Origin of the sequence: Oribacterium sp. oral taxon 108 str. F0425, assembly GCF_000214455.1 — a bacterium.
In the GTDB taxonomy this organism is placed as follows: Bacteria; Bacillota; Clostridia; order Lachnospirales; family Lachnospiraceae; genus Oribacterium; species Oribacterium asaccharolyticum.
In genome coordinates this window covers 1,455,642-1,478,461 of the sequence record NZ_AFIH01000001.1, presented here as the reverse complement: position 1 = coordinate 1,478,461, position 22,820 = coordinate 1,455,642, and the positions used below count along the sequence as shown (strand labels likewise).

Below are 22,820 nucleotides of genomic sequence, written 5' to 3'. Positions count from 1 at the left end.
TATTATCCATGGTTTATGTCATTCGTTCATTCTGGGGGGAAGGGAAAAACCGTGAAAAGTATGTTCACACTTTTCACGATATTCCTAATTTGTATAGAAGAAGAAAATATAGCAGATTATTCACCGTATATATTTTGAATATTTTATTTGATTTAGACTCTACTTTTTCTTTCAGTTAAAACATTAATAATCATCACAAAAATTAGAACAAGACCCCATATCAGATTTTTATAATAGTCCGATATATTGTGAAACATCGATAAATCGGAAGAGAGCACCTGCAAAATGATGACTGCTAAGACCATACCACCAACCTTTCCTTTTCCTCCGTTAGGGTTTATCCCTGCAAGAACACAAATCAGAATTGCAGCATATTTTGCCGCTGTTTTATTAGAGCCAATCATGTAAATCTGAGACCCTGTAGCAGTATGATTAAGTACAAAGGCTGTAATTGCAGCACAAATAATAAATACTAATGTTGTCACAGGAATTAATCCTAATATCCTCATATTAGTAACATAGTTAAGAATAGATGGCAATTTTTGTCTATTTCTTACTGATTTATTTTTAAAATTTATGCATTTCGTTATGTTGAAACATTTATTCATTTTAGGATTTGATTCAAGGATCTATTCTGTAAATATTATTCTGTAAATATTATTCTGAGCGAAACTATTTAATAGAATAATATATTGCTAAAGACGAGAAGGAAGGTTCTTTACATTATTTTCCCGTTATCATCAACATATAATTTTTTTAAAAGCATACAATGAAAATATATTTATTTGACTTTGTACGTACATAGTGCTATATCTGAAATTATCATAGAAACGGAATATTTTCTAATTACTGTTTCGGAAAGGTGGAGCGATATGAAAAACTTGGCAATTATTGGAAGTAGCGGAGGAAATCTTTATAACCAAGGCGGAAGCGATCCTGCAAAGATGATGGACGAGATTATTACACAGGCAAAAGCAGCAGAAATCAAAGTTTCTTATCTCCAATTTGTTGGAACAAACGCTTCAATGGATGGCATTTCTCCGGATGCAAAGGCACGTCTTTGGACAATGGAAGGTGATAATGTAGTCTCTAGTGATGAAGGCACGTTAAAGGATATTAATCATTTAGCTACAGAAAAAGATGATGAACTTTCAAAACTGATACTTGACGGAAAAATCGACGGAATTATGCTTCTCTCCTGTGATCCCACAGGAATCAACAACAAGGCTTTAGTCGCAGCCGCAGAAAAGCATATCCCCGTTGCAGGCACTGGTGGAACGTCCATGGCTAATACACAATCTTTAGGATGTAATGTCATTGCCGCATCGGGAACAACCGGAACAACAAACAAAACAAGAGCGATATCTGCCATTACAGCATTTAGCAAAGAATGGGGAATTAAATATCGTCCCATTTTAGGGCGGAGCAATACTCCAAACATGCAAGAGGGAAATGTTTGGAAGAGAGTGAATTTTCGAGGAATTATGATGGCATCTATGCCCGGATTTATTTCCATGGCTCTCTGTCTTGCATTAAGCAAAATCCCCGGATTAGGAAATCTGGAATCCGTTTTTGAAACATTAGTTGGTTACCTCCCCATTGTATTAGCCGCGATTGCCGCAAGACAGGTTTCCGGACTTGATGAAGTTGGAATTGTTGCAGGAATTATTGCCGGTGCTCTTGCCGTAGATGGCGGTATTATAGGTGGGTTAATCGTAGGTATTCTAGCAGGAGTCTTAGCTTACTATCTAATTCTAGTCTGCTTTAAGTACAATGTACCGGGCACAACCGCCAATATTACCGCAGGCGGTCTATCAGGGCTCATTGCAGGACTAGTTGGAATGATGCTCATTGCCCCAATTACAGCTTGGGCAGGAAATGCAATTAAATTAGCCATTGACTGGGCTCTGGATTATAATCCAGTCCTTGCAGGAGGTCTTGCAGGTTTTGCAATTTGGTTCGCTATCCTAGGTGGCGTTTACCACGCTGCAATCCTTCCCATTATCCTTCTCGAAATGGAATCCACCGGATTCAGTTTCCTTGGAGCAATTGATCTTTGCGGGCTCATAATGGTTACAGCAGGCTTGAATCTTGCAAATATAGTTTTTCCAAAACAAAAAAGTGACCGTATTGCATGTATTCCCAATTTAATTATCAACCTTGCTTTCGGTACGTTTGCAGAAGCTTCATACCCCTTTATGTTCGCAGACAAAAAGGTTTTTGGGGCAGTAATATGCTCTGCAACTCTATCCGGAATACTGATTGGCTTTTTAAATGTAAAATGCACCGCATATGTTCCCTTCTTTGTAGCACCACTTATGTCAAATGGAGCAATTAAAGCTATCATATGTATCCTTTTTTCAATGGCCATAACATTTATTTTAGTCTCAATATGTAATAAATCCTCAAAAAATAATCAAAGAGTGTAGATAAGGAGAGTGAATTATGATTACAAATGATATGAAAAGAAAAATGGAATTTGCAAAAGAAAAAGTACAGCAAGCTATCTTGGAAGGAAAAGGACACACTATCTTAAGTACCGGAATCACAGGTGATGATGCACGTATGGCAAAAGCAGCAGTTGATGCCGGTGCAAAAATGCTGGAACCCAACCATCCGGCTCTTGCTTTGGCACGCGGCCATAAAGGAGTGACAAGTATGCACGAGGCAGAAGCAATCCGCCATGAAATTTCAGTAGAGCAGATGGCTGAAGTTACACGTGGAGTTCGCAATGTTGTTGGCGAAAATATCTATATAACAGTTGGTATCCCCGGCGGTTTCACCGAAACCATGCCCACCCCTCTCACTGACGATGATTTTATGAAAATGGCTCTCGCCGGAGCTGACGGCCTTCACACTCATAAATCCAGCCTTGAAGATCTAGAAACAATTGTTGAAAAAGCTCATCATTATGGACTATGTGTCGATGCATATATTGGACTTCCAACTGATCGTCACATGTTCGGTATCCCTGCCGAATCACCCGAAGAGGTCGCTAAAACAGCCAAAAAAATGGAACAGATTGGAGTAGATATGATTGGCTTAATGACCGGCATGAGCTATGAAGGTGTTGAAGCCGGACAGATTCACCCTCAGCTGAAGGCACGTCTTGAAGCATTGGTACAAGCAGTGAGTGTTCCAACATTAGCAGAAGGAGGCATTAATCTGGATAATTTCCAAGCATTCAAAGATACCGGTGTAAATATTCTTGTCATTGGAACCTCCATTGATAAAATGGCCGGAAAAGCAGTTTCACAGGCAGTAACCAGCTTTTTAAATGCATGATTTATAAAACAACACATAGTCAGCTATTCAGCTTAGCATTACGCGCTATACACAGCAAAGTAATTTACCAATAATCAAAAAATTTTATATATCCAAAGGGGATTTAGTTTTCATTCTTGCTAAATCCCTTTATCTAATTGTAAAATAATCATGAAACTGAATTGGGCTATAAGCTTTTATATAGCCCAATTCAAGACTTTATTTATTTTCATATACTAATATATAAAACCAGAAATATATTTACGCAGTTAGCAAGAGGTCCTGTTTTGAACACAAAAGAAAAAAAAAGTATCTTTATCAGGAGATATATCAAACATTAAAAAACGACATTGAATCGGGCAAACTAAACCCCGGCGATAAGTTGGACAATGAAAATGAACTAAAAGATAGATTTAACATAAGCCGAGATACATTGAGAAAGGCCTTGGCAAAATTAGAAGCAGAGGGATATATTAAAAGAAAAAATCTTTAGGTACTATTGTGCAAAAAAGAAACACGATTATTCTTTAGCTCACCTCGAGAGTTTCACGGAGCAAATGAAAGCAAGAGGAATTACTCCTTCTTCTGAAATGATTTCTTGTACAATGTCAGAAGCTATAGATTCTCCTTATCAAAAGGTTTTAAATCTTAAAGACGACGAAAAAATTTATCGAATTGAAAGAATTCGAAAAGGTGATGGAAATCCTATATCTTTGGAGATTAGCTACATTCCATATAAAATATGCCCCGAAATCTACAAATATCTAGACGAAACCAGCTCCTTATACCAAATTTACGAAGGAATATATCATCTAAAAATCGGTGTAGGAAGAATCACACTAGAGGCAGAAAAGCCCAGTAAGATTGTCCAAAAAGCCTTAGATATTAGTAAAAGTGGAACTGTGCTTCATATGCATTGTCTAGCACATCTGGAAAATGGCACTCCCCTGTATTACGTGGATGGATACTACAAAGGAGATTCCTATTATTTTTCCGCTTTCCTCACAAGGTAGATTAAACCGCTCTACAGCCTTTATTTATCCGGCTGTAGAGCGGTTTTTATCAACACGTTTTGTCCTATTAGCCTTTGTATACTACTCTATTTTTCAATCCGAATTCTTCCCAAAAGAATAATCCGTCGAAAAGAAGGCGAATTTTTTGCTATACATGATCTATGGCTATTTGCAAAAATTCAAAAAAAAATTCCGCAATATTGCAGAATTCTCTTCTTATGATTCGTTTTCTTTTTGAAATATTTTACACCGTAATCAAAGCCGCAAACCGATAATTCTTTAGGGACTTGAATTCCCAATCGTCTAGCTTCATTTATTACTCCCAAGGCAACCATATCGTTTGCACAGTAGATAGCAGTAGGACAGTCCGTCATTCTCAGGAAATGTCGTATTGCTTTTTCTCATAATGACGGTGCCAACTCCCCCTTTTTATTATAAATACACTGTGGGTCATATGATACCCCCACCTGTTCAAGGCCATCTTTATACCCTTTAAATCTTTTCTCGATAGATTGCAAATCAAGGCTATTTCTAACATAAGCAATTTTACGGTGCCCTAAATTATATAAGTAACGCACTACTTCTATTGAACTCTCATAATTTGTACTCGTAACAAATGGAGATTTTTGAGCATCATAACGATCCGCCCAAACCAGTGGAATGTCCATATTTTCAAAAAGATTATTCGAAATTCCCTCTGTAACAATGATTCCCTTACATCGTTTCGCCAAGCAAAAGTCTCTATAGGTTTTTTCTTTCTCAATATCATTTTGTGTATTACAAATCATCAAGGTATAGCGATTTTTTAAGCATTGTTCATCAATAGCCGTTATTAATTTACTGTAAAAAGGATTATCAATACTTTGAATAAAGATAGCAAGAGTATTTGATACTCCACCAATGAGCGACTGTACATTTTCATTAGGCACATAATTGTACTCGTCAATTATGCTTTTGAACTTTTCTACCGTCTCCACACGACATTTCTCCGGATGATTCATAACGCGTGATACAGTCGCTGTTGAAACCCCCGCAAGTTTTGCACCCTGTCGAATATTTACAAAATTATGCTTACCCTTAATAAACTCATCCATACCGCTCGTATACAATGCTTCGTAAAGCATTACTCCCAACTTTTTTTAGTATTGCTTTTTGCTGTTATAGCATATATTTCTTACTAATTAAGCAATAAGAATTTTCAAGGATTTTTCACTTTAGTAAAAATAGGGTTATTTTTCTATAAATTGCCACTATTTTATTTTTTCCAACTCTTTTACGTACTGAACAAACTTCTGAATAGTCCAGATACGTTCCTGTTTATCGGAACTTTGACATCTAAAATAACATAAACAGTATCGGGAGGCTTGAAAAGCCTCTATTTTTTTACGCAAACGTATCGTGGTATAATATAATTTATTTTAAAGGAGGTGCCTATGAGACTTAGAGCCACTAAATCTGCTCACTCAGTTTCTTACTCTGTTATTAAATCTGCTTATATCAATAAAAAACGTACGACTGTAACCGTCGAAAAATTAGGAAACGAAAAAGAAATCTGTAAAAAGCATGGTGTTTCTGATGCTCTTGCATGGGCAAGAGAATACGTCGCCAATTTAAATAAGAATGCTGAAATGAATAAACCTATTGAGATCTCGTTTGATCCCTCAATTCATCTTACTCAGAACGATCAGAGGCTCTTCAATGGAGGCTATCTTTTCCTACAGGATATTTATTGTCAGTTGGGGTTTGATAAGATTTGCAAAGCTATTGTCAGAAAGCATGGATTTAAGTACAACCTCAATTCAATTCTTTCAAGGCTGCTATATGCAAGAATCCTTTATCCTTCTTCAAAACTATCTTCCTTCGCTCTTTCTTCAAGATTCATAGAAAAACCGGATTTTTCTCTCGAAGATATTTACCGTTCCCTATCCATCATTAATGAAGAGTCGGATTACATTCAGTCCACACTTTATCGGAACAGCTTAAAGATTTCAAAAAGAATAACCGGAGTGATTTACTATGACTGCACCAACTACTTTTTTGAGCTTAAGCAAGCAGATGGATTAAAACAGTATTGGGCCTATAAAGAAAACCGGCCTCTTCCCATTGTTCAGATGGGACTTTTTATGGACAGTGATGGTATTCCTCTTGCCTTCAGTGTCAATCCCGGAAATACTAATGAACAAACAACAATGGTTCCTTTGGAAAAAAAGCTTGTTGAAGATTTTTCCTTGACTAGACTGGTCGTATGTACGGATGCAGGGCTTTCAGCCTTATTCAATCGTAGATATAACTCCAAGGGGAATCGTGGTTTCATCACAACACAATCCAGGATGTCGTGCGTCTTTTAAGTGTGAAATATCTCGATTTCAGGAACTTTGTTGCTTGTTTTCTATGGTTAGTCGTTATAAACTCTCCTTATAGGAGAATCGTCGTATGAAAAATTATTGTAATGAACATCAGAAAATGCCTCTTTACGGCATAGGACCGTTTTTGATTTTGGCCGTTGCCCTTCTTTCTTTACTGGGAATCATCTTATCCTTTACCGTCTTATCGGGAGGAACGGTGAATGGGTCGGGAAAGCTTTTGTTTTATTTTGTCGCATTTTTATTGATTTCCTCGGGATTATTGATTTGGTTTTTCGGAGCAGTGCATTCCGATGTGGATAGGTATATTCAGGAAAACAGACTGAAAACCGACGGAATTTACGCATGGACAAGAAACCCCATGTATACGGGATGGTGGTTTGTTTTAATCGGGATTTTGCTTCTTTTCCACAACCTTTGGACACTTCCTCTTATTCCGATTCAATGGATTCTTTTAACTGTGGTTTTAAAGAGAACGGAAGAGCAGTGGCTTAGGGAACTTTTCGGGGAAGAATATGAGAATTACTGCAAGAAGGTGAACAGACTGCTACCATGTAAAAAAATCATTTGACTTAAAGGGAAATTTTGCTATAATAAAGCGTAGTTTGTGCCCGAAGGGAGGTTTGGGAGTTCGCATGTCAAGTGTTATCGTAAAAGAGAACGAGTCTTTGGACAGTGCATTACGCAGATTCAAGAGAAACTGTGCTAAGGCAGGAATCCAGCAAGAAATTCGTAAGAGAGAGCATTACGAGAAGCCGTCCGTTAGACGTAAGAAGAAGTCTGAAGCGGCTAGAAAGCGTAAGTTCAATTAAATCATGCGAGGCTATTGGTCTCGTTTATAGCGTAGAGATAGCCCCGATTCATTTTGAATTGGGGCTATTTCCTTCCATGAAGGAGTGTAATGGCAGAGAAAGAACTGATTTTAGACATCCCCTTAGAGCATGAAATGAATATCCTGGGGGATATGGACAAGTATTTACGGAAGTTACAGAGACAGTTTTCGGTGAACATCATTGACCGGGACGGTTTATTAAAGATTATTGGGGAAGAAGAAAATGCGGAAAAGACAAAAGAGGTTCTTCTTTCCCTTTTAAAGTTATCCGAAAAAGGGAATCGGATTTCCGAGCAAAATGTGGACTATGCCATTTCCCTTACCATAAAGGAGGGGAAGGCGGAGCAGCTTTTACAACTGGAAGAGGATTTCGTGGCAAGAACCGCTCTTGGGAAGCCGGTAAAGCCGAAGACCTTGGGGCAGAAGTCCTATGTCGATAAGATTCGGAAAAATATGATTACCTTTGGTGTAGGGCCCGCCGGAACGGGAAAGACTTATCTTGCGATGGCTATGGCGATTACCGCCTTTAGAGAGGAAGAGGTCTCCCGTATTATCCTGACAAGACCGGCGATTGAAGCGGGAGAGAAGCTCGGCTTCTTACCGGGTGACCTGCAGTCGAAGGTGGACCCTTATCTTCGTCCGCTCTATGACGCCCTTTATAATATCATGGGGCCGGAGCAGTACCTTGCAAATGCCGAGAAGGGGCTCATTGAAGTGGCTCCTCTTGCCTATATGAGAGGAAGAACGCTGGATAACGCTTATATCATCCTCGATGAGGCGCAGAATACCACTCCTGCGCAGATGAAGATGTTCTTAACCAGAATCGGATTTGGCTCAAAAGTCATTGTAACGGGTGACCTTACACAGAAGGACCTGGAAGAGGGAAAGCGTTCCGGTCTGGAAGATGCCATGTTTATCTTGAAAAATGTGGAAGGGATCGCCTTTTCGGAGCTGACCAGCGAAGACGTGGTAAGGCATCCTCTTGTGCAGAGAATTGTCAATGCCTACGAGAAGGATGAGGAGAGAAAAAAGAGGGAAAACCATGCAAATCGACATAGAGTGGGAAGTAGGGAAAGAAACAAGCGTTCCGTATGAGAAGATTGCGAGAGAAATCGTGGAAGAGGCGGCGGATTTTGTCGGCTGCCCCTATGATATTTCCGTTTCTGTTCTTTTTATAGAGGATGAGGAAATGCACAGGATCAACCTGGAAAACAGGGGAATCGATAAGTCTACCGATGTCCTCTCTTTTCCGATGTTCGAACTGGAGAGTCCCGGAGCTTTTACGGAGGAACTGGAAGAGGATCCTGGTAACTTTGATCCGGACAGTGGTGAGCTTCTGCTTGGAGACATTATTCTCAACTGGGATAGGGTACTTTCGCAGGCGGAAGAATATGGACACAGTGTAGAGAGAGAGCTTGCTTTTTTGATTGCCCATTCCATGCTGCATCTCTTTTCCTTTGATCACATGGAAGAGGAGGAGCGAAAGGAAATGGAAGAGAAGCAGGAAGCGATTTTACAAAACAGAGGGTATCTAAGATGAGTAAGGGAAGAGTTTCTTCTAAGGCGACAGTTTCTTCTAAGGCTACAGGACATAGGAATAATTTTGTACTGCAAGGCTCCCTTCTTGCCGTAGCGGGGATTTTAGTCCGCATCATTGGAATGGTTTACCGTATTCCTTTGACGGCGATTATTTCCGATGAAGGAAACGGGTATTATACCTCCGCGTTTTCTATCTATACTCTGCTCCTCATTCTTTCCAGCTATTCTATGCCTACGGCAATTTCCAAGCTGATTTCTCAAAATTTAGCCAAAAAACAATACAGAAACACGGAGCGTGTGCTTCGCGTTTCTTTCCTGTATTCCTCCTTAATGGGGGCGGTTATGGCGTCGGTTCTTTTCTTCGGAGCGGACGGGATTGCGGAGCTTTTAAAGAAGCCTTATGCGGCCTTTGCGCTTCGCGCTTTAGCCCCGACCGTTTGGATTATGGCCTACTTGGGACTCCTTCGCGGTTATTTTCAGGGTATGGGAAATATGATTCCCACTGCCATTTCTCAGATTCTGGAGCAGATTGCGAATGCCATCGTTTCCGTTTTAATGGCTTATGTTTTATTTGCCAAAGGACAGCAGGCGGATTTACTCTATAAAAATACGGAGTTTTCCTATGCCTACGGGGCAATGGGAGGCGCAATCGGCACCGGTGCGGGTGCGGGACTGGCCCTACTCTTTATGTTTCTCTTATACCGCTATCAGAGCCCTGCCTTAAGAAGAAAGGCGAAGCGGGACGAGGGGCTTACGGAGAGCTATGAGCGCTCAGCACTGCTCCTTCTCTTTACCATGCTGCCGATTCTTTTTTCCAGTACGGTTTACAATATTTCTTCCGTTTTGGATGATTTTCTCTATTCCTCTATTATGACAAGTCTCGGCTCAAAAACGAAGCAGATTGTCATGGAATGGGGAATTTTTGGAGAGTATCATGTGCTCTTTAATATTCCTGTTGCCTTGGCGAATGCGCTTTCTTCGTCTTTGATACCGGCTCTTACCATGGCGGTGGCATCTCACGACAGAAAGAAAACGCTGACTCAGATTCGGGTAAGTATTCGCTTTACCCTTCTCATTGCCGTGCCCTGTTCCATCGGTATGGCCGTGCTGGCTGATCCGCTTTCCCGTATGCTTTTCCCCGGTAAAAATGTGCATCTTTTAATTCAGCTTACAAGAGTCGGCTCTTTTGCCATACTGCTTTACTCGCTTTCCACGATTACGAATGCGATTTTACAGGGACTCGGGCACTTGAATCTGCCTCTTTATCACTCCATGGTTGCCCTCGTTTTACACCTTGTATCCCTGGTGCTTTTCCTCTATGCGGGTCTTGGAATCTATGGCGTCGTTTTATCGAATATTGTTTTTGCACTGATTATGTGTTTTTTAAATCAGCGAGCTATTTTCCGGCATACCCGTTTTCGGATTGACCTCTTCCGAAGTCTTGTGATGCCGATGCTTTCGGGCCTGATTATGGGCGGTGCAGCCTATGTGATTTACTTTGTGATTCATATTGTCCTTCCGGAAGGCTTAAGAAAGGGAAGAGTGGGATCGGCTCTGTCTCTTCTTCCTGCTGTTTTTATCGCCATTTTGATTTACTTCTTCCTTCTTTTAAAAAGCCATACTTTGACAAGGGAAGATTTGGATGAAATGCCGATGGGCGGAAGACTGAAGCGCTTCCTGTAAAAATGGAAGGATAAGGAATGGAATAGAATGGAGTAGAGTAGAGTGGAGATGCAGGACTGTGTGATAATCGGAGGAGGAGCGGCAGGAATGGCGGCAGCGATTGCTGCGAAGCGTTCCGGCGCGCAGTCGGTTCTTCTTATTGAGAAAAATGACTGTTTAGGGAAGAAACTTAAGCAGACGGGAAACGGCAGATGTAATTTTACGAATCGGAATATGCAAGCCTCTTGTTTTCGTTCGGAATCTCCTACTTTTATTGAGGCTTTTTTAAAACAGTTTTCCTATGAGGACAGCCTCCGCTTTTTCCATTCTGTCGGTGTTTTGGAGAAGCTAAGAGGAGACTATGTTTATCCGCACTCCGACCAAGCGAAGTCTTTGGTTTTTCTTTGAAAAATGCAATGCGAGAATTAGGTGTAGAGCTGATGTGCTCTACGGAAGTAAAGGCCATTCGGAATAGTGGAAAGAAAGAGAATCCTCTTTTTGAAGTAAGCTGTTGTATAGCAGAAGAGCTAAAAAAAGAGAAGGATTTAAAGCCGGGGAAAGCTTTTGGAAAAGAGAAATTTTTAAAGGAAGAGAAGGCTTCCAAAGCGGAAAAAGATGTAAAGCAAGAAAGAATTTTTAAGATTCAAGCAAAGAGACTTTTACTTTGCACAGGTGGACTTGCAATGCCAAGCTCGGGTTCTACCGGAGAGGGGTATCGTTTTGCGGAAGCGCTAGGACACACGGTACTTAGCCCTTTTCCGAGTCTTTGCCCGATTTATACGGAAGAGAAGTTTGTAAAAGCTTGGGCCGGTGTTCGAGTGGATACGGAGCTGAGTCTTTTTGAGGGAGAGAAGCTTCTTTTTAAAGATAGAGGGGAATTGCAATGCACGGAATACGGAATTTCCGGCATTGTGGTTTTTCAATGCAGTCGCTTGGTGCATGAGCTTTTGGAAAAAAACGGAAAGGCGATGCTTTCTCTTTCTTTTTTTCCGGAGTTTAAAGAAGAGGAATTCCTTCGCTTTTTACTGAAAAGAAAGGAAGAAAGAAGCGCGCAATATGGAAGAGATTTTCTCCTAGCACTCCTTCCGGATAAGCTTGTGTCCGTTCTATTCCAAAAAGCACAATTACCCGTAGACAAAACGCTTTCCGAGATTTCCAAAGAGAAAATCGGAGAGCTTTGCAGGCTGCTTTTTCATTTTCCTTTTAAAGCAAGTAAAATAGCGGATTTTACTAAGGCGCAGTGTACTGCGGGAGGAATTTCCGTTTCGGAAGTGCATCCCGATACGATGGAGAGTAAGCTTTGCCCGAAGCTTTATTTTGCGGGAGAAATCCTGGATGTAGACGGACTCTGTGGGGGCTATAACCTGCATTTTGCCTTTGGCTCGGGAATCCTTTCGGGCAGAGCAATGGGGAGAAGAAATGATTAGAATTTCGCAAATAAAAATGGAGCTTTTTCATAAAGAAGAGGAAATTAAGAAAGCGGCTGCGGAGCTATTACATATGGACTGCTCCGTGATTTCCGATTTTTTGATTGAAAGACGCTCTATTGATGCCAGAAGAAAACCGAAGCTTTACTTTGTGTATTCGGTTTATCTCAGTTTAAAAGGGGTAAATGAAGAGAAGCTTGTGAAAAAGCTTCGCTCGAAGGATATCGTTCTCACAGCACCGGTGCGCTATAAAGCTCCGGAGCTTCCCTTGGAAATAGAGGGAATAGCGCGGGAAGAGTATTTTCAAAAAGAAGAAAACAGGCCTGTGATTGTCGGCTTCGGACCTGCCGGCATGTTTGCCGGACTCCTCCTTGCAAGAGCAGGGCTTCGTCCCATCATTTATGAGAGAGGACAGGCTGTAGAAAAAAGACAGGAAGCGGTCACAAGGCTTTGGACGGAAGGAAAGCTTGATCCAAATTCCAACCCGCAGTTTGGCGAGGGAGGAGCCGGTACCTTTTCGGACGGAAAACTGAACACCTTGGTAAAGGACAGCTGCGGCCGCTCTCGTTTTGTTTTGGAAACTTTTGTTCATTACGGTGCAAAGGAAGAGATTTTATACGATTCAAAGCCTCATGTCGGAACAGATGCCCTGATTTCCATTGTGGCCTCTCTTCGAAAGGAAATAGAGAGCTTGGGTGGAGAAGTCCGTTTTGAGAGCCAATATCATTTTGAAAAGCATGAAAAAAGACCGCTCATTATTGCCATAGGGCATAGTGCAAGAGATAGCTTCTGCGAGCTTCATACGCTTGGGTATCCCATGGTTGCGAAAGACTTTGCAATGGGCTTTCGTGTGCAGCATGAGCAAAAGGATATAGACCTTGCGCTATACGGGGAAATAGATGAAAAGACGAGAGCACTGCTTGGCGCAGCAAGCTATAAAATCAGTCATCACACAAAGCATAACCGTTCCTTTTACAGCTTCTGTATGTGCCCGGGAGGCTATGTCGTAAATTCCTCTTCGGAAGAAGGCGGGCTTTGCGTGAACGGGATGAGCTATAGCGGTAGAGATAGCGGAAAGGCCAATTCGGCAATTATTTTTTCAGTTTCTAAGGAAGAATACGGGGGAGAAGCAGATCCTTTAGCAGGAATTGCTTTGCAAAGAGACTTTGAAAAGAAGGCCTTTCGCTTAGCTGGAGGAAAAGTTCCTTACAGTAGGTACGACAGAATTAAAAATGTCGCAAGCGAAGAGGGAACACAAACCCTTATGCTGAAAGGGCAGGGAGAGGAATGTGATATTTCGCCCCTGTTCCGGTTGGAAAACTACCCGAAATTAAGTCATTTGGAGGAGGATTTTGTGGAATCCATGGAAGCCTTCGAAAAGAAAATCAAGGGCTTTTCCAAGGGAAATACCTTGGTCTACGGTGTTGAAAGCCGCACATCTTCTCCGCTTCGTATTCTTAGGGGAGAGGACTACAGCACTATGGGAAGGCGGATTTATCCTGCAGGAGAAGGTGCGGGATATGCCGGAGGAATCATGAGTGCCGCAATGGACGGCTTAAAGGTAGCGGAAAGTTTGATTTTGTCTTATGATAAGCAGGGGTAAAAAATGGATATCAATAACGGATATATTTCTTGTTTGTGGATATGGTAACAGGGGCACGCTCTCGCTAACCTCGCCTGACTGAGCATGGGCTCGGTAGCCCATTGCTCACTTTGCTACGCAAAGCAACTTCCGAAGGAAGTTGGTCTTGTACAGTACAACTTTTCTGATGAAAAGTTTGTCCTTGTAGCAGTACTAAGCGAAAAACTGCAGTACCTTTGTTTTTCGCAAGTACCGGCGGGCTCAGATTACCCCTTGTTCCCATATCCACAAACAAAGAAAAGATTCAGTTCTATTGTTTATATCCAATTTTTATAAGCCCGTAAGAGTATAGAGAGGAAATTTAGTGAAGTATATGGTTTTTGAGGAGATAGAGAGAAATGCGCCGAAGGAGGAGCCGGCTCGGCAACTTTATTTTATAGAGGCTCTTCGTTCTTTTGTGGAGATGAAGAAAGGCGAAGGATATGAGGCGAAAGCCATGGTCTCGGTGATAGGATGCCAGATGTCTGCAAAGGACGGAGAAAAGCTGCAAGGCATTTTAGAAGAGGCCGGTTATCAGAGTACGGAGTCGGAAGAGGAAGCGGATGTGATTCTCTTTACGACCTGTACCGTCCGGGAAAATGCCAACCAGAAGCTCTATGGCAGAATCGGGCAGTTAAAGCATTTATATAAAAATAATAAAGACATGGTAATCGGGATTACCGGGTGCATGATGCAGGAAAAGGACGAGGTGGAAACCATTCAAAAGAAATATCCTTATGTGCATCTTATTTTCGGTACGCACAATATCTATAAGCTTGCTGAGCTTCTTTTGGAGGCTTTGATTTCCAAGGAGAGAAAGGTGGAAACCTGGGAGGATACGAGTCTTATCGTGGAAAATCTTCCTTCCAAGCGGAAATATCCCTTCCGTGCGTCTGTTAATATCAGCTTCGGCTGTAACAATTTCTGTACCTACTGTATCGTGCCTTATGTGCGCGGAAGAGAAAAATCCAGAGATTCGAGGGAAATCGTGAAGGAATGCGAGGCTTTAGTGCGGGACGGCGTGAAGGAAATTATGCTGCTTGGGCAAAACGTAAACTCTTACGGCCTAGACAGGGAAGAAGAGCTTTCCTTTCCGGAACTTCTTCGCGAGGTCGCAAAGATTCCGGGACTTCGGAGAATTCGTTTTATGACGCCAAATCCGAAGGATTTTTCGGAAGAACTTCTTTCCGTAATACAGGAAAATGAGAATATTTGTAATCATATTCACCTGCCCTTACAGTCGGGCTCCACGAACATTTTAAAAAGAATGAACCGGCATTATACGAAGGAATCTTATCTCTCCTTACTTCGTAAAATTAAGGAAAGACTTCCGGAGCTTGGACTTACCACGGATATTATTGTGGGCTTTCCGGGAGAGACGGAGGAAGACTTCCAAGATACTCTGGATGTTGTGAGAGAGGCAAAGTTTGACTCCGCCTTTACCTTCCAGTACTCGAAGCGTTCCGGAACGCCTGCAGCGAAATGGGATGCGGTGGATGAAAAGATTGTAGCGGAGCGTTTTCAGAGATTACTCGATACCGTGCGAGAATCCTCCAAAGAGCGCGAAGGAAAGGACCTCGGTAAGGTTATGGAAGTCCTTGTGGAAGAGCGCAATACGGAAACGAATATGCTGACAGGACGCTTGGAAAACAATATTTTGGTGCATTTTGAAGGAGGAGAGCGACTGCTTGGAGAGATTGTTCCGGTAAAGCTCGAAAAGTCGATGGGCTTTTACTACTACGGGAGTGTAGTTTAACTTATCTTTAGGAAATAGCTTTATAGGAAATATTTCTATTGAGAAATAAATTCCTGACAAATTGCCTTATGAAATAATGTTTATAAAGAACCGGAATGTATTAAAAAATAGTGATGTAAAGGAGTTAGGGGAATGGACGAGAGTAAGTTATCTCCAATGATGAGACAGTATTTAGACAGTAAAAAAGAATATCCCGATGCCCTGCTCTTTTACAGAATCGGGGATTTCTACGAGATGTTCTTTGACGATGCGCTTACGGCATCGAAGGAACTGGATCTGGTTTTAACCGGAAAGGACTGTGGCCTAGAGGAAAGAGCGCCCATGTGCGGCGTGCCCTATCATGCGGCTGACTCCTATGTCAGTAAATTGGTTTCTAAAGGCTATAAGGTCGCGATAGGGGAACAGGTAGAGGATCCGAAGAAGGCAAAGGGACTGGTAAAGCGGGAAATTATTAAGGTGATTACCCCGGGAACGCAGACGGAGGAAACGGCTTTAGAAGAAGGAAAAAACAATTTCCTGATGTCTATTTATTTGGGGGAGAAAAAAAGAGGCATTGTGACGGTGGACATCACTACCGGAGAATGCTATGCGACAGCGGTGGATTCGTCTAAAGAATGTCTTGACGAGATTTCCCGCTTTTCTCCGAAGGAAATCCTGATGAATCCTTCTTTAAAAGAGGAAGAAGAGCTCTTTTCTCAGATAAACAGTCGTTTTAGCATAAGTCTTACTGAAAAGGAAGAACGGTTTTTCTCCTTAACGGAAGCGGATAAGTTGATTACGGCGCATTTTCAGTCCTCTATCATGGGGCTCGGGCTTTCCGACCAGGCGGATCTTAGAAGAGCTCTCGGAGGCTGTCTTTCTTATCTTTATGACACACAGAAGAACCTGCTTACGCATATTCGAAAAATAGAATATTTTCAAAATAAAGACTATATGATTGTGGACAGCTACAGTCAGAGAAACTTGGAGCTGTGGGAGACACTTCGGGAGAAAAAGAAGAGAGGAACCCTTCTTTGGGTACTGGATTACACGAAAACGGCTATGGGAAGTCGTATGCTTCGCCATTTTCTGGAAAGACCGCTTCGGGATAAGAAGAAGATAGAGGCCAGACTTGATGCCGTGGAAGAATTTAACGGGCATTATATCGATATGGAGGAGCTCCGAGAGTATCTGGACAGCATTTACGATATAGAAAGACTTCTTTCCCGCATCAGTCTTTCTACGGCAAATGCGAGAGACCTTCTTGCTTTAAAGCTGTCTCTTCAGTATTTACCGGATATTAAAAAGGCACTGTTACCATTTCAATCCTCGCTTCTTTCGAAAATGAGGGAGGAGCTGGACTGTTTAGAGGATATATACCGAAAAATCGAAGAAGAAATTGTGGAGGAGCCACCTCTATCCGTTAAGGAGGGAGGTCTTATTAAGGCGAGCTTCAGTAAGGATGTGGAAGACTACCGAAATGCCGGAGTGAATGGCAAGGAATGGCTGCAGGAGCTGGAAGCAAGGGAAAGAGAAAAAACCGGTATTAAGAATTTAAAAATTAAGTACAATCGTATCTTCGGCTATTGCTTTGAGGTCTCTAAAGCCTATCAGGGAGAAATTCCGGACTATTTTATCCGGAGGCAGACTCTTGCTCAGGGAGAACGCTATATCACAACGGAACTCGAGGAACTTCAAAATCGGATTCTCGGTGCGGAAGAGAAGCTGAAGGATCTGGAATATGCCCTTTTTTGTACCCTGAGAGAGGAAATTGCAGCGGAGCTCCCGAGGATACAGAAAACAGCTAGAGAGCTTGCTCATTTGGATGCCTATCTTTCTTTGGCGAAGCTTGCCATAAAGGAAAATTATGTTCGTCCCCGTCTTAGTGAGGGCGGAAGTCTCTTCATCAAAGAGGGAAGACATCCTGTAGTGGAGAAGCTATTAGAGGAAGAGCATTTTATTCCAAACGATACCTCTTTGGAGGAAAATCAGGAAATTGCGATTATTACCGGCCCCAATATGGCGGGAAAATCCACCTATATGCGGCAGGTCGCGCTTATCGTGCTGTTATCCGCAATCGGCTCCTTTGTGCCGGCAAAAGAGGCGGAGCTTCCGATTTGCGACAGAATTTTCACCCGAGTCGGTGCATCGGACGACCTTGCGCAGGGGCAGTCGACCTTTATGGTGGAAATGAGCGAGGTCGCAAACATTTTACGAAATGCCACAAAGCAGTCCCTTCTTATTCTTGATGAAATCGGAAGAGGGACCTCGACCTTTGACGGGCTTTCCATTGCCTGGGCGGTTGTGGAGTATATTGCAAGACATATTCAGGCGAAGACGCTTTTTGCAACACACTACCATGAGCTTACGGAGCTGGAAGGAAAGCTGAACAATGTGAAGAACTACTGCATTGCCGTTTCCAAAAAGGACGGCGAAATCAGCTTTCTTCGGAAAATTATTCCGGGAGGTGCGGATGAAAGCTATGGTATTGATGTGGCAAAGCTTGCCGGTGTGCCGGAGGGCGTGCTAAGCCGCGCAAGAGAGATTTCCGCCTTTTTATCGGACAATGATTTTATGCAGGAAAATAAAAATATCGTCGCTAAAGAAGGCGGCTTGGAAACAGACGATAACTCGGGAGGGTACGGAAAGCAGGCGGAAAACGGTGCTTTCGAGAACGGCGAATCAAAGAACGGCGAATCAAAGCGTGGTACCTCCGGGGCAAAGCTTCTTAAGAGCTTAAATAAACTGGAAGACAGAGCTGCCCTTACCGAGGGGGAAGAGGAGGTTCTTCGGAAGCTTCGGAGTATCATTCCGGAGAAAATCAGTCCCTTTGAGGCTTGCAGTCTTTTGTTTGAATTAAAGGAGCTTTTACAGTGAAAATTCATGTACTGGGAACGGATACGGTAAATCAAATAGCGGCGGGAGAAGTGATTGAGCGCCCGAGCAGTATGGTGAAAGAGCTTGTGGAAAATGCTGTCGATGCCCATGCTACGCAGATTACCGTAGAAATAAGAGGAGGCGGAATAGAATATCTTCGTGTCACTGATAACGGAGAAGGAATCGGGGAGGACGATATTGTAAATGCCTTTCTTCCCCATGCAACGAGTAAGATTCGAAACCTTTCCGACCTCGACAGTATCTTAAGCTTCGGCTTTCGTGGTGAGGCGCTGTCTTCGATTGCCGCCGTTTCCGATGTGGAGCTGATTACGAAGACGAAAGAAGATTTCTTTGCCCATAGAATACAAATTCACGGCGGAGAAATGGGAGAAGTCGAAGAAGTTGCGGGAGTGGACGGCTCCAGCTTTATTATTCGAAACCTCTTCTTTAATGTGCCGGCAAGAAAGAAATTTTTATACAGTGAGAGTACGGAGAGTAATCGAGTGGAGGATATGGTGGAGAAGCTTGCCTTAGCGAACCACCGCGTTTCCTTCCACTTTATTCGAGACGGAAAGACCCGTTTTCAGTCCATCGGTTCCCCTCGTATTGAAGATGTGGTTTACAGCATTTACGGGAAAGAGCAGAGTAAGGAAAGTCTCCCTTTAGAAGGGGCGTATTATCCCTCAAAAATCACCGGGATGCCGACCGTGCATATCCGGGGAATTCTCGGAAGACCGAGTATTACGAGAGCAAATCGACAGTATGAACTTTTTTTTGTCAATGGGCGTTTTGTGCATGACGGTCTATTAAGCCGTGCCCTGGAAGATGCCTATAAACCTTTTTTAATGCAACACAAGTTTCCCTTTGCCATTCTTTTTCTGGATTTAACTCCGAATTTAGTGGATGTGAATGTTCATCCGCAGAAACTTGAGGTACGCTTTCAAAACAGAGACAGCATCTATCAGGCTGTCTTTAATTCGGTCAATAAAACGCTTTCCGAAGCGAACCTTATCGATGAGAATCCGCTCTCTGTCTTCTTAAAAGAGGAGAAAAAGAAGGCGGAATTTCAGCCGGAGCTTCTACTTCGGAAGGAGTCGGAGGAGAGAGCGCAGGGACTGACGAAGGATAGGGTGCAGGGACTGGTGAAGGATAGGGCGTCGGAAGTACCAAAGGATATCACTTATCCTGAAACGGTTTTTCGTCAAAAAGAGGAGAAACAGGAGGCCGGAGTATTAGAGAAGCCGGTGCAGCCTGTACGTTATGAAGAATTCGATCTTACAAAGGGGCTAAATTCCATTCAGGAGGGAAGCTATTCTCAAGAAAAGAACAGTTTTGCATCAGAGAAAACTTTTACTCTGAAAGAAGATGTCGTTTCTTCGCAATCGTTTGGAGTAGACAAAGTCTTCGATACAGCTTTTCAGGAAAAGAAAAAAGATAATACACCGAGTCCTGAGAGGGAACACTTACGTAACGAAGCCAAAGAAACGAAGGAAGGGCAGGAAAGTCTGTTTACCGCCCCCTTCCTTTCGGAAGAGGCAAGAATTTCTCATAGAATTATCGGGGAAGTTTTTCAGACTTATTGGCTAATTGAGTATGGAAACAGCCTCTACATCATGGACCAGCACGCCGCTCACGAGAAAATCAATTTTGAGCGTATGATGAGACGGAAGAAAGAAAAGGACGTTTTCAGTCAAAATATTATTCCGCTTTCGATTCATCTTTCTACCGGAGAAAGAGAGGTTTTGGAGGAATATAAGAAAGAATTTCTGGAGATGGGATACCTTTGGGAGGAAGAGTCAAACGGGATTTCTCTTACGGCGATTCCTGTCGATTTTCCGACCGTGAGGCAGGAGGAAGTCCTTCTCGAGATTTTAGACGGCTTAATGGAGGATTCCGCTATCTTAGAGGGAGAAAGTATATACAACAAGATTGCCTCCATGTCCTGTAAGGCGGCTGTAAAGGGAAATCAAAAAATCTCCGTAGCGGAATGTGATACCATTTTGCAAGAACTTTTACAGCTGGAGAATCCCTTTGCCTGCCCGCATGGAAGACCCACCATTGTTGCTTTTAAGAAGCAGGATTTGGAAAAGATGTTCAAGAGAATTGTGTAATGATGTTTAAAATTATTTCGAAAATTATCTTTAAGAGAATTGTGTAGAGATAGGAAAAGTGGAAGGCTATGAATCGGTATCAACAAGATAAACCGCTATTGATTCTTGCGGGACCCACTGCCGTAGGAAAAAGCGATATTTCCGTTAAAGTGGCTAAGGCCTTAGGCGGAGAATGTGTTTCCGCGGATTCCATACAGGTGTACAAGGGGCTTACTATCGGATCGGGAAAGATCACGGAAGAGGAAATGGAGGGGGTTCCCCACCATCTTTTGGATATCCTGGATCCGAAGGAAGACTATGATGCCAGTGCCTTTCAACGTATGGCCAGAGAGAAGGTAGAAGAAATTTACCAAAGGGAAAGACTTCCGATTTTAGTGGGCGGAACCGGTTTCTATATTCAGGCTATGCTGCGAGATATTGATTTTCAGGAAGAGGATGAAGAGGAAAAGGAAAGACTTCGAAGTAAACTGGAAAAAGAGATGGAAGAGCGGGGGAGTATAGCCTTACATGAGGAATTAAAATGGGTGGACCCGGTATCGGCAGAAGAAATTCATCCGCATAACCGGCAAAGAATTATGCGTGCTTTGGAGTATTTTTATCTTCATAAAAGTCCGATATCGAAGCATAATCAGGAGGAGAAGGAAAAAGAAGCACTCTATGACAGCCTTTTTCTGGTTCTCAATCGTAATAGAGAAGACTTATATGAGGGCATTAACGCTAGAGTGGAGAAGATGTTTCAAGACGGCCTCGTTTCGGAAGTGGAAGCTTTTTACAAAAAGGGCTATACGGAGCATTCTCCGGGCTTTAAGGGAATAGGATACAGGGAGCTTTTCCCTTATCTTCGAGGAGAATGCAGTCTTAGTGAGTGCAAATCCCTGATTCAGCAAAATTCCAGACACTATGCAAAAAGGCAGTTAACCTGGTTTAAGAGAGAAAAAAATACTATTTTTGTGGAAGCGGAAAATTTTCAAAGTCGCGAGGAGGAAGCGGAATGGATTATAGAGAAATGTATGTCGAAATGGGGATTTCTAAAGAGGTCATAGACTACAGCGAGTCTGTGGTGAAAAGCCTTGAGGAGAGATTTAAAAGAATAGATGAAATTGCAGAGTTAAATCAATTAAAGGTGCTTGCCGCTCTGCAAAAGGCGGGGATTTCCGAGGCACATCTTACGGGAACAAACGGTTACGGTCATAATGACGCGGGAAGAGATGCTTTAGAAGAGGCCTATGCCGCCTATTTTCATACGGAGGATGCCTTGGTAAGAGGACAAATTATCTGCGGAACACATGCTCTTGCTATTGCTTTACAGGCCAATCTTCGTCCGGGCGAGGAAATGCTTTCTCCGGTCGGAAAGCCTTACGATACTTTGGAAGAGATTATCGGAATCCGGGAATCCTTAGGTTCTTTAAAGGAATTCGGAATCCGATATAGGCAGGTGGATTTACTCCCGGACGGAGGTTTTGACTGGGAAGGCATTAAAAATGCCATCAATGAAAAAACGCGTCTTGTGGAGATCCAGCGCTCTAAGGGCTATAGCGATAGAAAAAGCTTCAGTCCGGAGGAAATCGGAGAAATCATCCGCTTTGTAAAGTCGATTAAGCCGGATCTTATCTGTATGGTGGATAACTGTTACGGTGAGTTTGTCTGTGCAGAGGAGCCTAGTGACTTCGGAGCGGATATGGTTGTGGGATCCCTCATCAAGAACCCGGGTGGCGGACTCGCTCCTATCGGTGGCTACATTGCCGGAACCAAGGCATGCATCGAGAGATGTGCGGTTCGTCTTTATGCACCCGGACTCGGAAAAGAGCAGGGACCGTCTTTGAACTTAAATAAAGATCTCATTGAGGGATTTTTCCTTGCACCGACCGTGACCGCTTCCGCGGAAAAATCAGCGATTCTTGCGGCAAGTCTTTTTGAAAAAGTGGGTTTTTCCTGCCATCCCGCGGCAGATACGAAAAGAATGGACATTATTCAGGCGATTACACTGGGCAGTAAGGAAGCACTTCTTGCCTTTTGCGAGGGCATACAGGCTGCAGCGCCTGTAGATGCCTTTGTGCGTCCCGAAGCGGATGACATGCCGGGCTATGAGGATCAGGTCGTTATGGCGGCAGGAGCTTTTGTACAGGGCTCCAGTATTGAGCTTTCCGCAGATGCTCCGATTCGTCCTCCCTTTACCGTATATTTCCAAGGCGGTTTGACCTTCCCGCATGGAAAGTATGGTGTCATTAAGGCCTTGGACACCATGTATAAAAAAGGCTTTATAAAACTTTGATGTTTTATCCTTGCTTTTACCGGAATAGGGCAGAAAGCATTTTATGCAATAAAGCTTAAGAAAAGTTTTTATGCAAAGCTTCGTTTTCGTGGTAAAATAAAACC

Annotated in this window: 20 protein-coding genes and 1 pseudogene; 18 read left to right on the top strand and 3 right to left on the bottom strand. The window is 42.7% G+C overall.

What is annotated here, in order from left to right:
• Positions 1 to 152: 152 nt before the first annotated feature.
• Entirely contained in the window at positions 153 to 485 is a 333-nt protein-coding gene (locus HMPREF9124_RS07000; protein ID WP_242821573.1) for a hypothetical protein, read from the bottom strand.
• A 387-nt stretch (positions 486 to 872) separates the two neighbouring features.
• Between HMPREF9124_RS07000 and HMPREF9124_RS06995 the strand changes: the two genes are divergently transcribed.
• The 4 genes from HMPREF9124_RS06995 (at position 873) to HMPREF9124_RS06985 (ending at position 4,277) form a co-directional block, all read left to right on the top strand.
• Positions 873 to 2,429, top strand: a complete 1,557-nt coding sequence (locus tag HMPREF9124_RS06995) for a PTS sugar transporter (RefSeq protein WP_009429672.1) — start codon at positions 873 to 875, stop codon at positions 2,427 to 2,429.
• Positions 2,430 to 2,445: 16 nt separating this feature from the next.
• Positions 2,446 to 3,285 carry a hypothetical protein gene (locus tag HMPREF9124_RS06990; protein ID WP_009428841.1) on the top strand — a complete coding sequence of 280 codons (840 nt, stop codon included), beginning with the start codon at positions 2,446 to 2,448 and terminating at the stop codon, positions 3,283 to 3,285.
• 238 nt (positions 3,286 to 3,523) lie between these two features.
• Positions 3,524 to 3,757, top strand: a complete 234-nt coding sequence (locus HMPREF9124_RS12950) for a GntR family transcriptional regulator (RefSeq protein WP_083816307.1) — start codon at positions 3,524 to 3,526, stop codon at positions 3,755 to 3,757.
• Between the two features lie 64 nt (positions 3,758 to 3,821).
• Entirely contained in the window at positions 3,822 to 4,277 is a 456-nt protein-coding gene (locus HMPREF9124_RS06985) for a GntR family transcriptional regulator (RefSeq protein ID WP_009428305.1), read from the top strand.
• A 179-nt stretch (positions 4,278 to 4,456) separates the two neighbouring features.
• On the opposite strand, the gene HMPREF9124_RS12945 is transcribed toward HMPREF9124_RS06985, so the two are convergent.
• The gene (locus tag HMPREF9124_RS12945) at positions 4,457 to 4,651 is read right to left on the bottom strand and encodes a substrate-binding domain-containing protein (RefSeq protein WP_050791206.1); all 195 of its coding nucleotides are present in this window, start codon (positions 4,649 to 4,651) and stop codon (positions 4,457 to 4,459) included.
• A 27-nt stretch (positions 4,652 to 4,678) separates the two neighbouring features.
• The gene (locus HMPREF9124_RS06980) at positions 4,679 to 5,371 is read right to left on the bottom strand and encodes a LacI family DNA-binding transcriptional regulator (protein ID WP_175282430.1); all 693 of its coding nucleotides are present in this window, start codon (positions 5,369 to 5,371) and stop codon (positions 4,679 to 4,681) included.
• Positions 5,372 to 5,710: 339 nt separating this feature from the next.
• Between HMPREF9124_RS06980 and HMPREF9124_RS06975 the strand changes: the two are divergent.
• The 14 genes and pseudogenes from HMPREF9124_RS06975 to HMPREF9124_RS06910 all read left to right on the top strand — a co-directional run.
• Positions 5,711 to 6,604: pseudogene (locus tag HMPREF9124_RS06975) on the top strand (IS1634 family transposase); the annotation flags it as partial.
• Positions 6,605 to 6,710: 106 nt separating this feature from the next.
• Positions 6,711 to 7,211: a methyltransferase family protein gene (locus tag HMPREF9124_RS06970; RefSeq protein WP_009429741.1), complete on the top strand. Its 501-nt coding sequence runs from the start codon at positions 6,711 to 6,713 to the stop codon at positions 7,209 to 7,211.
• 64 nt (positions 7,212 to 7,275) lie between these two features.
• Complete coding sequence (gene rpsU, locus HMPREF9124_RS06965) at positions 7,276 to 7,452, top strand: 30S ribosomal protein S21 (RefSeq protein ID WP_009429204.1); 177 nt, start codon at positions 7,276 to 7,278, stop codon at positions 7,450 to 7,452.
• An 89-nt stretch (positions 7,453 to 7,541) separates the two neighbouring features.
• A complete protein-coding gene (locus HMPREF9124_RS06960) occupies positions 7,542 to 8,567 on the top strand; it encodes a PhoH family protein (RefSeq protein WP_009428745.1) in 1,026 nt (341 codons plus the stop codon).
• A complete protein-coding gene (gene ybeY, locus HMPREF9124_RS06955) occupies positions 8,515 to 9,012 on the top strand; it encodes an rRNA maturation RNase YbeY (protein ID WP_036597715.1) in 498 nt (165 codons plus the stop codon). The genes HMPREF9124_RS06960 and ybeY overlap by 53 nt, the downstream gene beginning before the upstream one ends.
• Positions 9,009 to 10,694 (top strand): putative polysaccharide biosynthesis protein, encoded by a 1,686-nt coding sequence (locus HMPREF9124_RS06950; protein WP_009429699.1) that lies wholly within the window; start codon positions 9,009 to 9,011, stop codon positions 10,692 to 10,694. Before ybeY ends, HMPREF9124_RS06950 begins: the two co-directional genes overlap by 4 nt.
• A 48-nt stretch (positions 10,695 to 10,742) precedes the next feature.
• A complete protein-coding gene (locus tag HMPREF9124_RS12345) occupies positions 10,743 to 11,081 on the top strand; it encodes an FAD-dependent oxidoreductase (protein WP_242821572.1) in 339 nt (112 codons plus the stop codon).
• An 8-nt stretch (positions 11,082 to 11,089) separates the two neighbouring features.
• On the top strand, positions 11,090 to 12,100 hold the full coding sequence (locus HMPREF9124_RS06940; RefSeq protein WP_242821571.1) for an aminoacetone oxidase family FAD-binding enzyme: 1,011 nt from the start codon (positions 11,090 to 11,092) through the stop codon (positions 12,098 to 12,100).
• A complete protein-coding gene (locus tag HMPREF9124_RS06935) occupies positions 12,093 to 13,703 on the top strand; it encodes an NAD(P)/FAD-dependent oxidoreductase (RefSeq protein ID WP_036597712.1) in 1,611 nt (536 codons plus the stop codon). Before HMPREF9124_RS06940 ends, HMPREF9124_RS06935 begins: the two co-directional genes overlap by 8 nt.
• A 343-nt stretch (positions 13,704 to 14,046) precedes the next feature.
• Positions 14,047 to 15,477 (top strand): tRNA (N6-isopentenyl adenosine(37)-C2)-methylthiotransferase MiaB, encoded by a 1,431-nt coding sequence (gene miaB, locus HMPREF9124_RS06930; RefSeq protein ID WP_009427776.1) that lies wholly within the window; start codon positions 14,047 to 14,049, stop codon positions 15,475 to 15,477.
• Positions 15,478 to 15,609: 132 nt separating this feature from the next.
• The gene (mutS, locus tag HMPREF9124_RS06925) at positions 15,610 to 18,333 is read left to right on the top strand and encodes a DNA mismatch repair protein MutS (RefSeq protein ID WP_009428123.1); all 2,724 of its coding nucleotides are present in this window, start codon (positions 15,610 to 15,612) and stop codon (positions 18,331 to 18,333) included.
• On the top strand, positions 18,330 to 20,444 hold the full coding sequence (mutL, locus tag HMPREF9124_RS06920) for a DNA mismatch repair endonuclease MutL (RefSeq protein WP_009429954.1): 2,115 nt from the start codon (positions 18,330 to 18,332) through the stop codon (positions 20,442 to 20,444). The genes mutS and mutL overlap by 4 nt, the downstream gene beginning before the upstream one ends.
• 68 nt (positions 20,445 to 20,512) lie before the next feature.
• Positions 20,513 to 21,487, top strand: coding sequence for a tRNA (adenosine(37)-N6)-dimethylallyltransferase MiaA (gene miaA, locus HMPREF9124_RS06915; RefSeq protein ID WP_009429726.1), 975 nt, complete (start codon positions 20,513 to 20,515; stop codon positions 21,485 to 21,487).
• On the top strand, positions 21,436 to 22,716 hold the full coding sequence (locus tag HMPREF9124_RS06910; RefSeq protein ID WP_036597709.1) for a methionine gamma-lyase family protein: 1,281 nt from the start codon (positions 21,436 to 21,438) through the stop codon (positions 22,714 to 22,716). Before miaA ends, HMPREF9124_RS06910 begins: the two co-directional genes overlap by 52 nt.
• The last annotated feature ends 104 nt before the right edge of the window (positions 22,717 to 22,820 follow it).

Bases quoted from the DNA above. Each gene is read 5' to 3' on its own strand.
- HMPREF9124_RS06995 (WP_009429672.1), top strand. From the start codon at position 873: ATGAAAAACTTGGCAATTATTGGAAGTAGCGGAGGAAATCTTTATAAC.
- HMPREF9124_RS06990 (WP_009428841.1), top strand. From the start codon at position 2,446: ATGATTACAAATGATATGAAAAGAAAAATGGAATTTGCAAAAGAAAAA.
- HMPREF9124_RS06985 (WP_009428305.1), top strand. From the start codon at position 3,822: ATGAAAGCAAGAGGAATTACTCCTTCTTCTGAAATGATTTCTTGTACA.
- HMPREF9124_RS12945 (WP_050791206.1), bottom strand. From the start codon at position 4,651: ATGACGGACTGTCCTACTGCTATCTACTGTGCAAACGATATGGTTGCC.
- HMPREF9124_RS06980 (WP_175282430.1), bottom strand. From the start codon at position 5,371: ATGGATGAGTTTATTAAGGGTAAGCATAATTTTGTAAATATTCGACAG.
- HMPREF9124_RS06970 (WP_009429741.1), top strand. From the start codon at position 6,711: ATGAAAAATTATTGTAATGAACATCAGAAAATGCCTCTTTACGGCATA.
- rpsU (WP_009429204.1), top strand. From the start codon at position 7,276: ATGTCAAGTGTTATCGTAAAAGAGAACGAGTCTTTGGACAGTGCATTA.
- HMPREF9124_RS06960 (WP_009428745.1), top strand. From the start codon at position 7,542: ATGGCAGAGAAAGAACTGATTTTAGACATCCCCTTAGAGCATGAAATG.
- ybeY (WP_036597715.1), top strand. From the start codon at position 8,515: ATGCAAATCGACATAGAGTGGGAAGTAGGGAAAGAAACAAGCGTTCCG.
- HMPREF9124_RS06950 (WP_009429699.1), top strand. From the start codon at position 9,009: ATGAGTAAGGGAAGAGTTTCTTCTAAGGCGACAGTTTCTTCTAAGGCT.
- HMPREF9124_RS12345 (WP_242821572.1), top strand. From the start codon at position 10,743: ATGCAGGACTGTGTGATAATCGGAGGAGGAGCGGCAGGAATGGCGGCA.
- HMPREF9124_RS06940 (WP_242821571.1), top strand. From the start codon at position 11,090: ATGCGAGAATTAGGTGTAGAGCTGATGTGCTCTACGGAAGTAAAGGCC.
- HMPREF9124_RS06935 (WP_036597712.1), top strand. From the start codon at position 12,093: ATGATTAGAATTTCGCAAATAAAAATGGAGCTTTTTCATAAAGAAGAG.
- mutS (WP_009428123.1), top strand. From the start codon at position 15,610: ATGGACGAGAGTAAGTTATCTCCAATGATGAGACAGTATTTAGACAGT.
- miaA (WP_009429726.1), top strand. From the start codon at position 20,513: ATGAATCGGTATCAACAAGATAAACCGCTATTGATTCTTGCGGGACCC.
- HMPREF9124_RS06910 (WP_036597709.1), top strand. From the start codon at position 21,436: ATGGATTATAGAGAAATGTATGTCGAAATGGGGATTTCTAAAGAGGTC.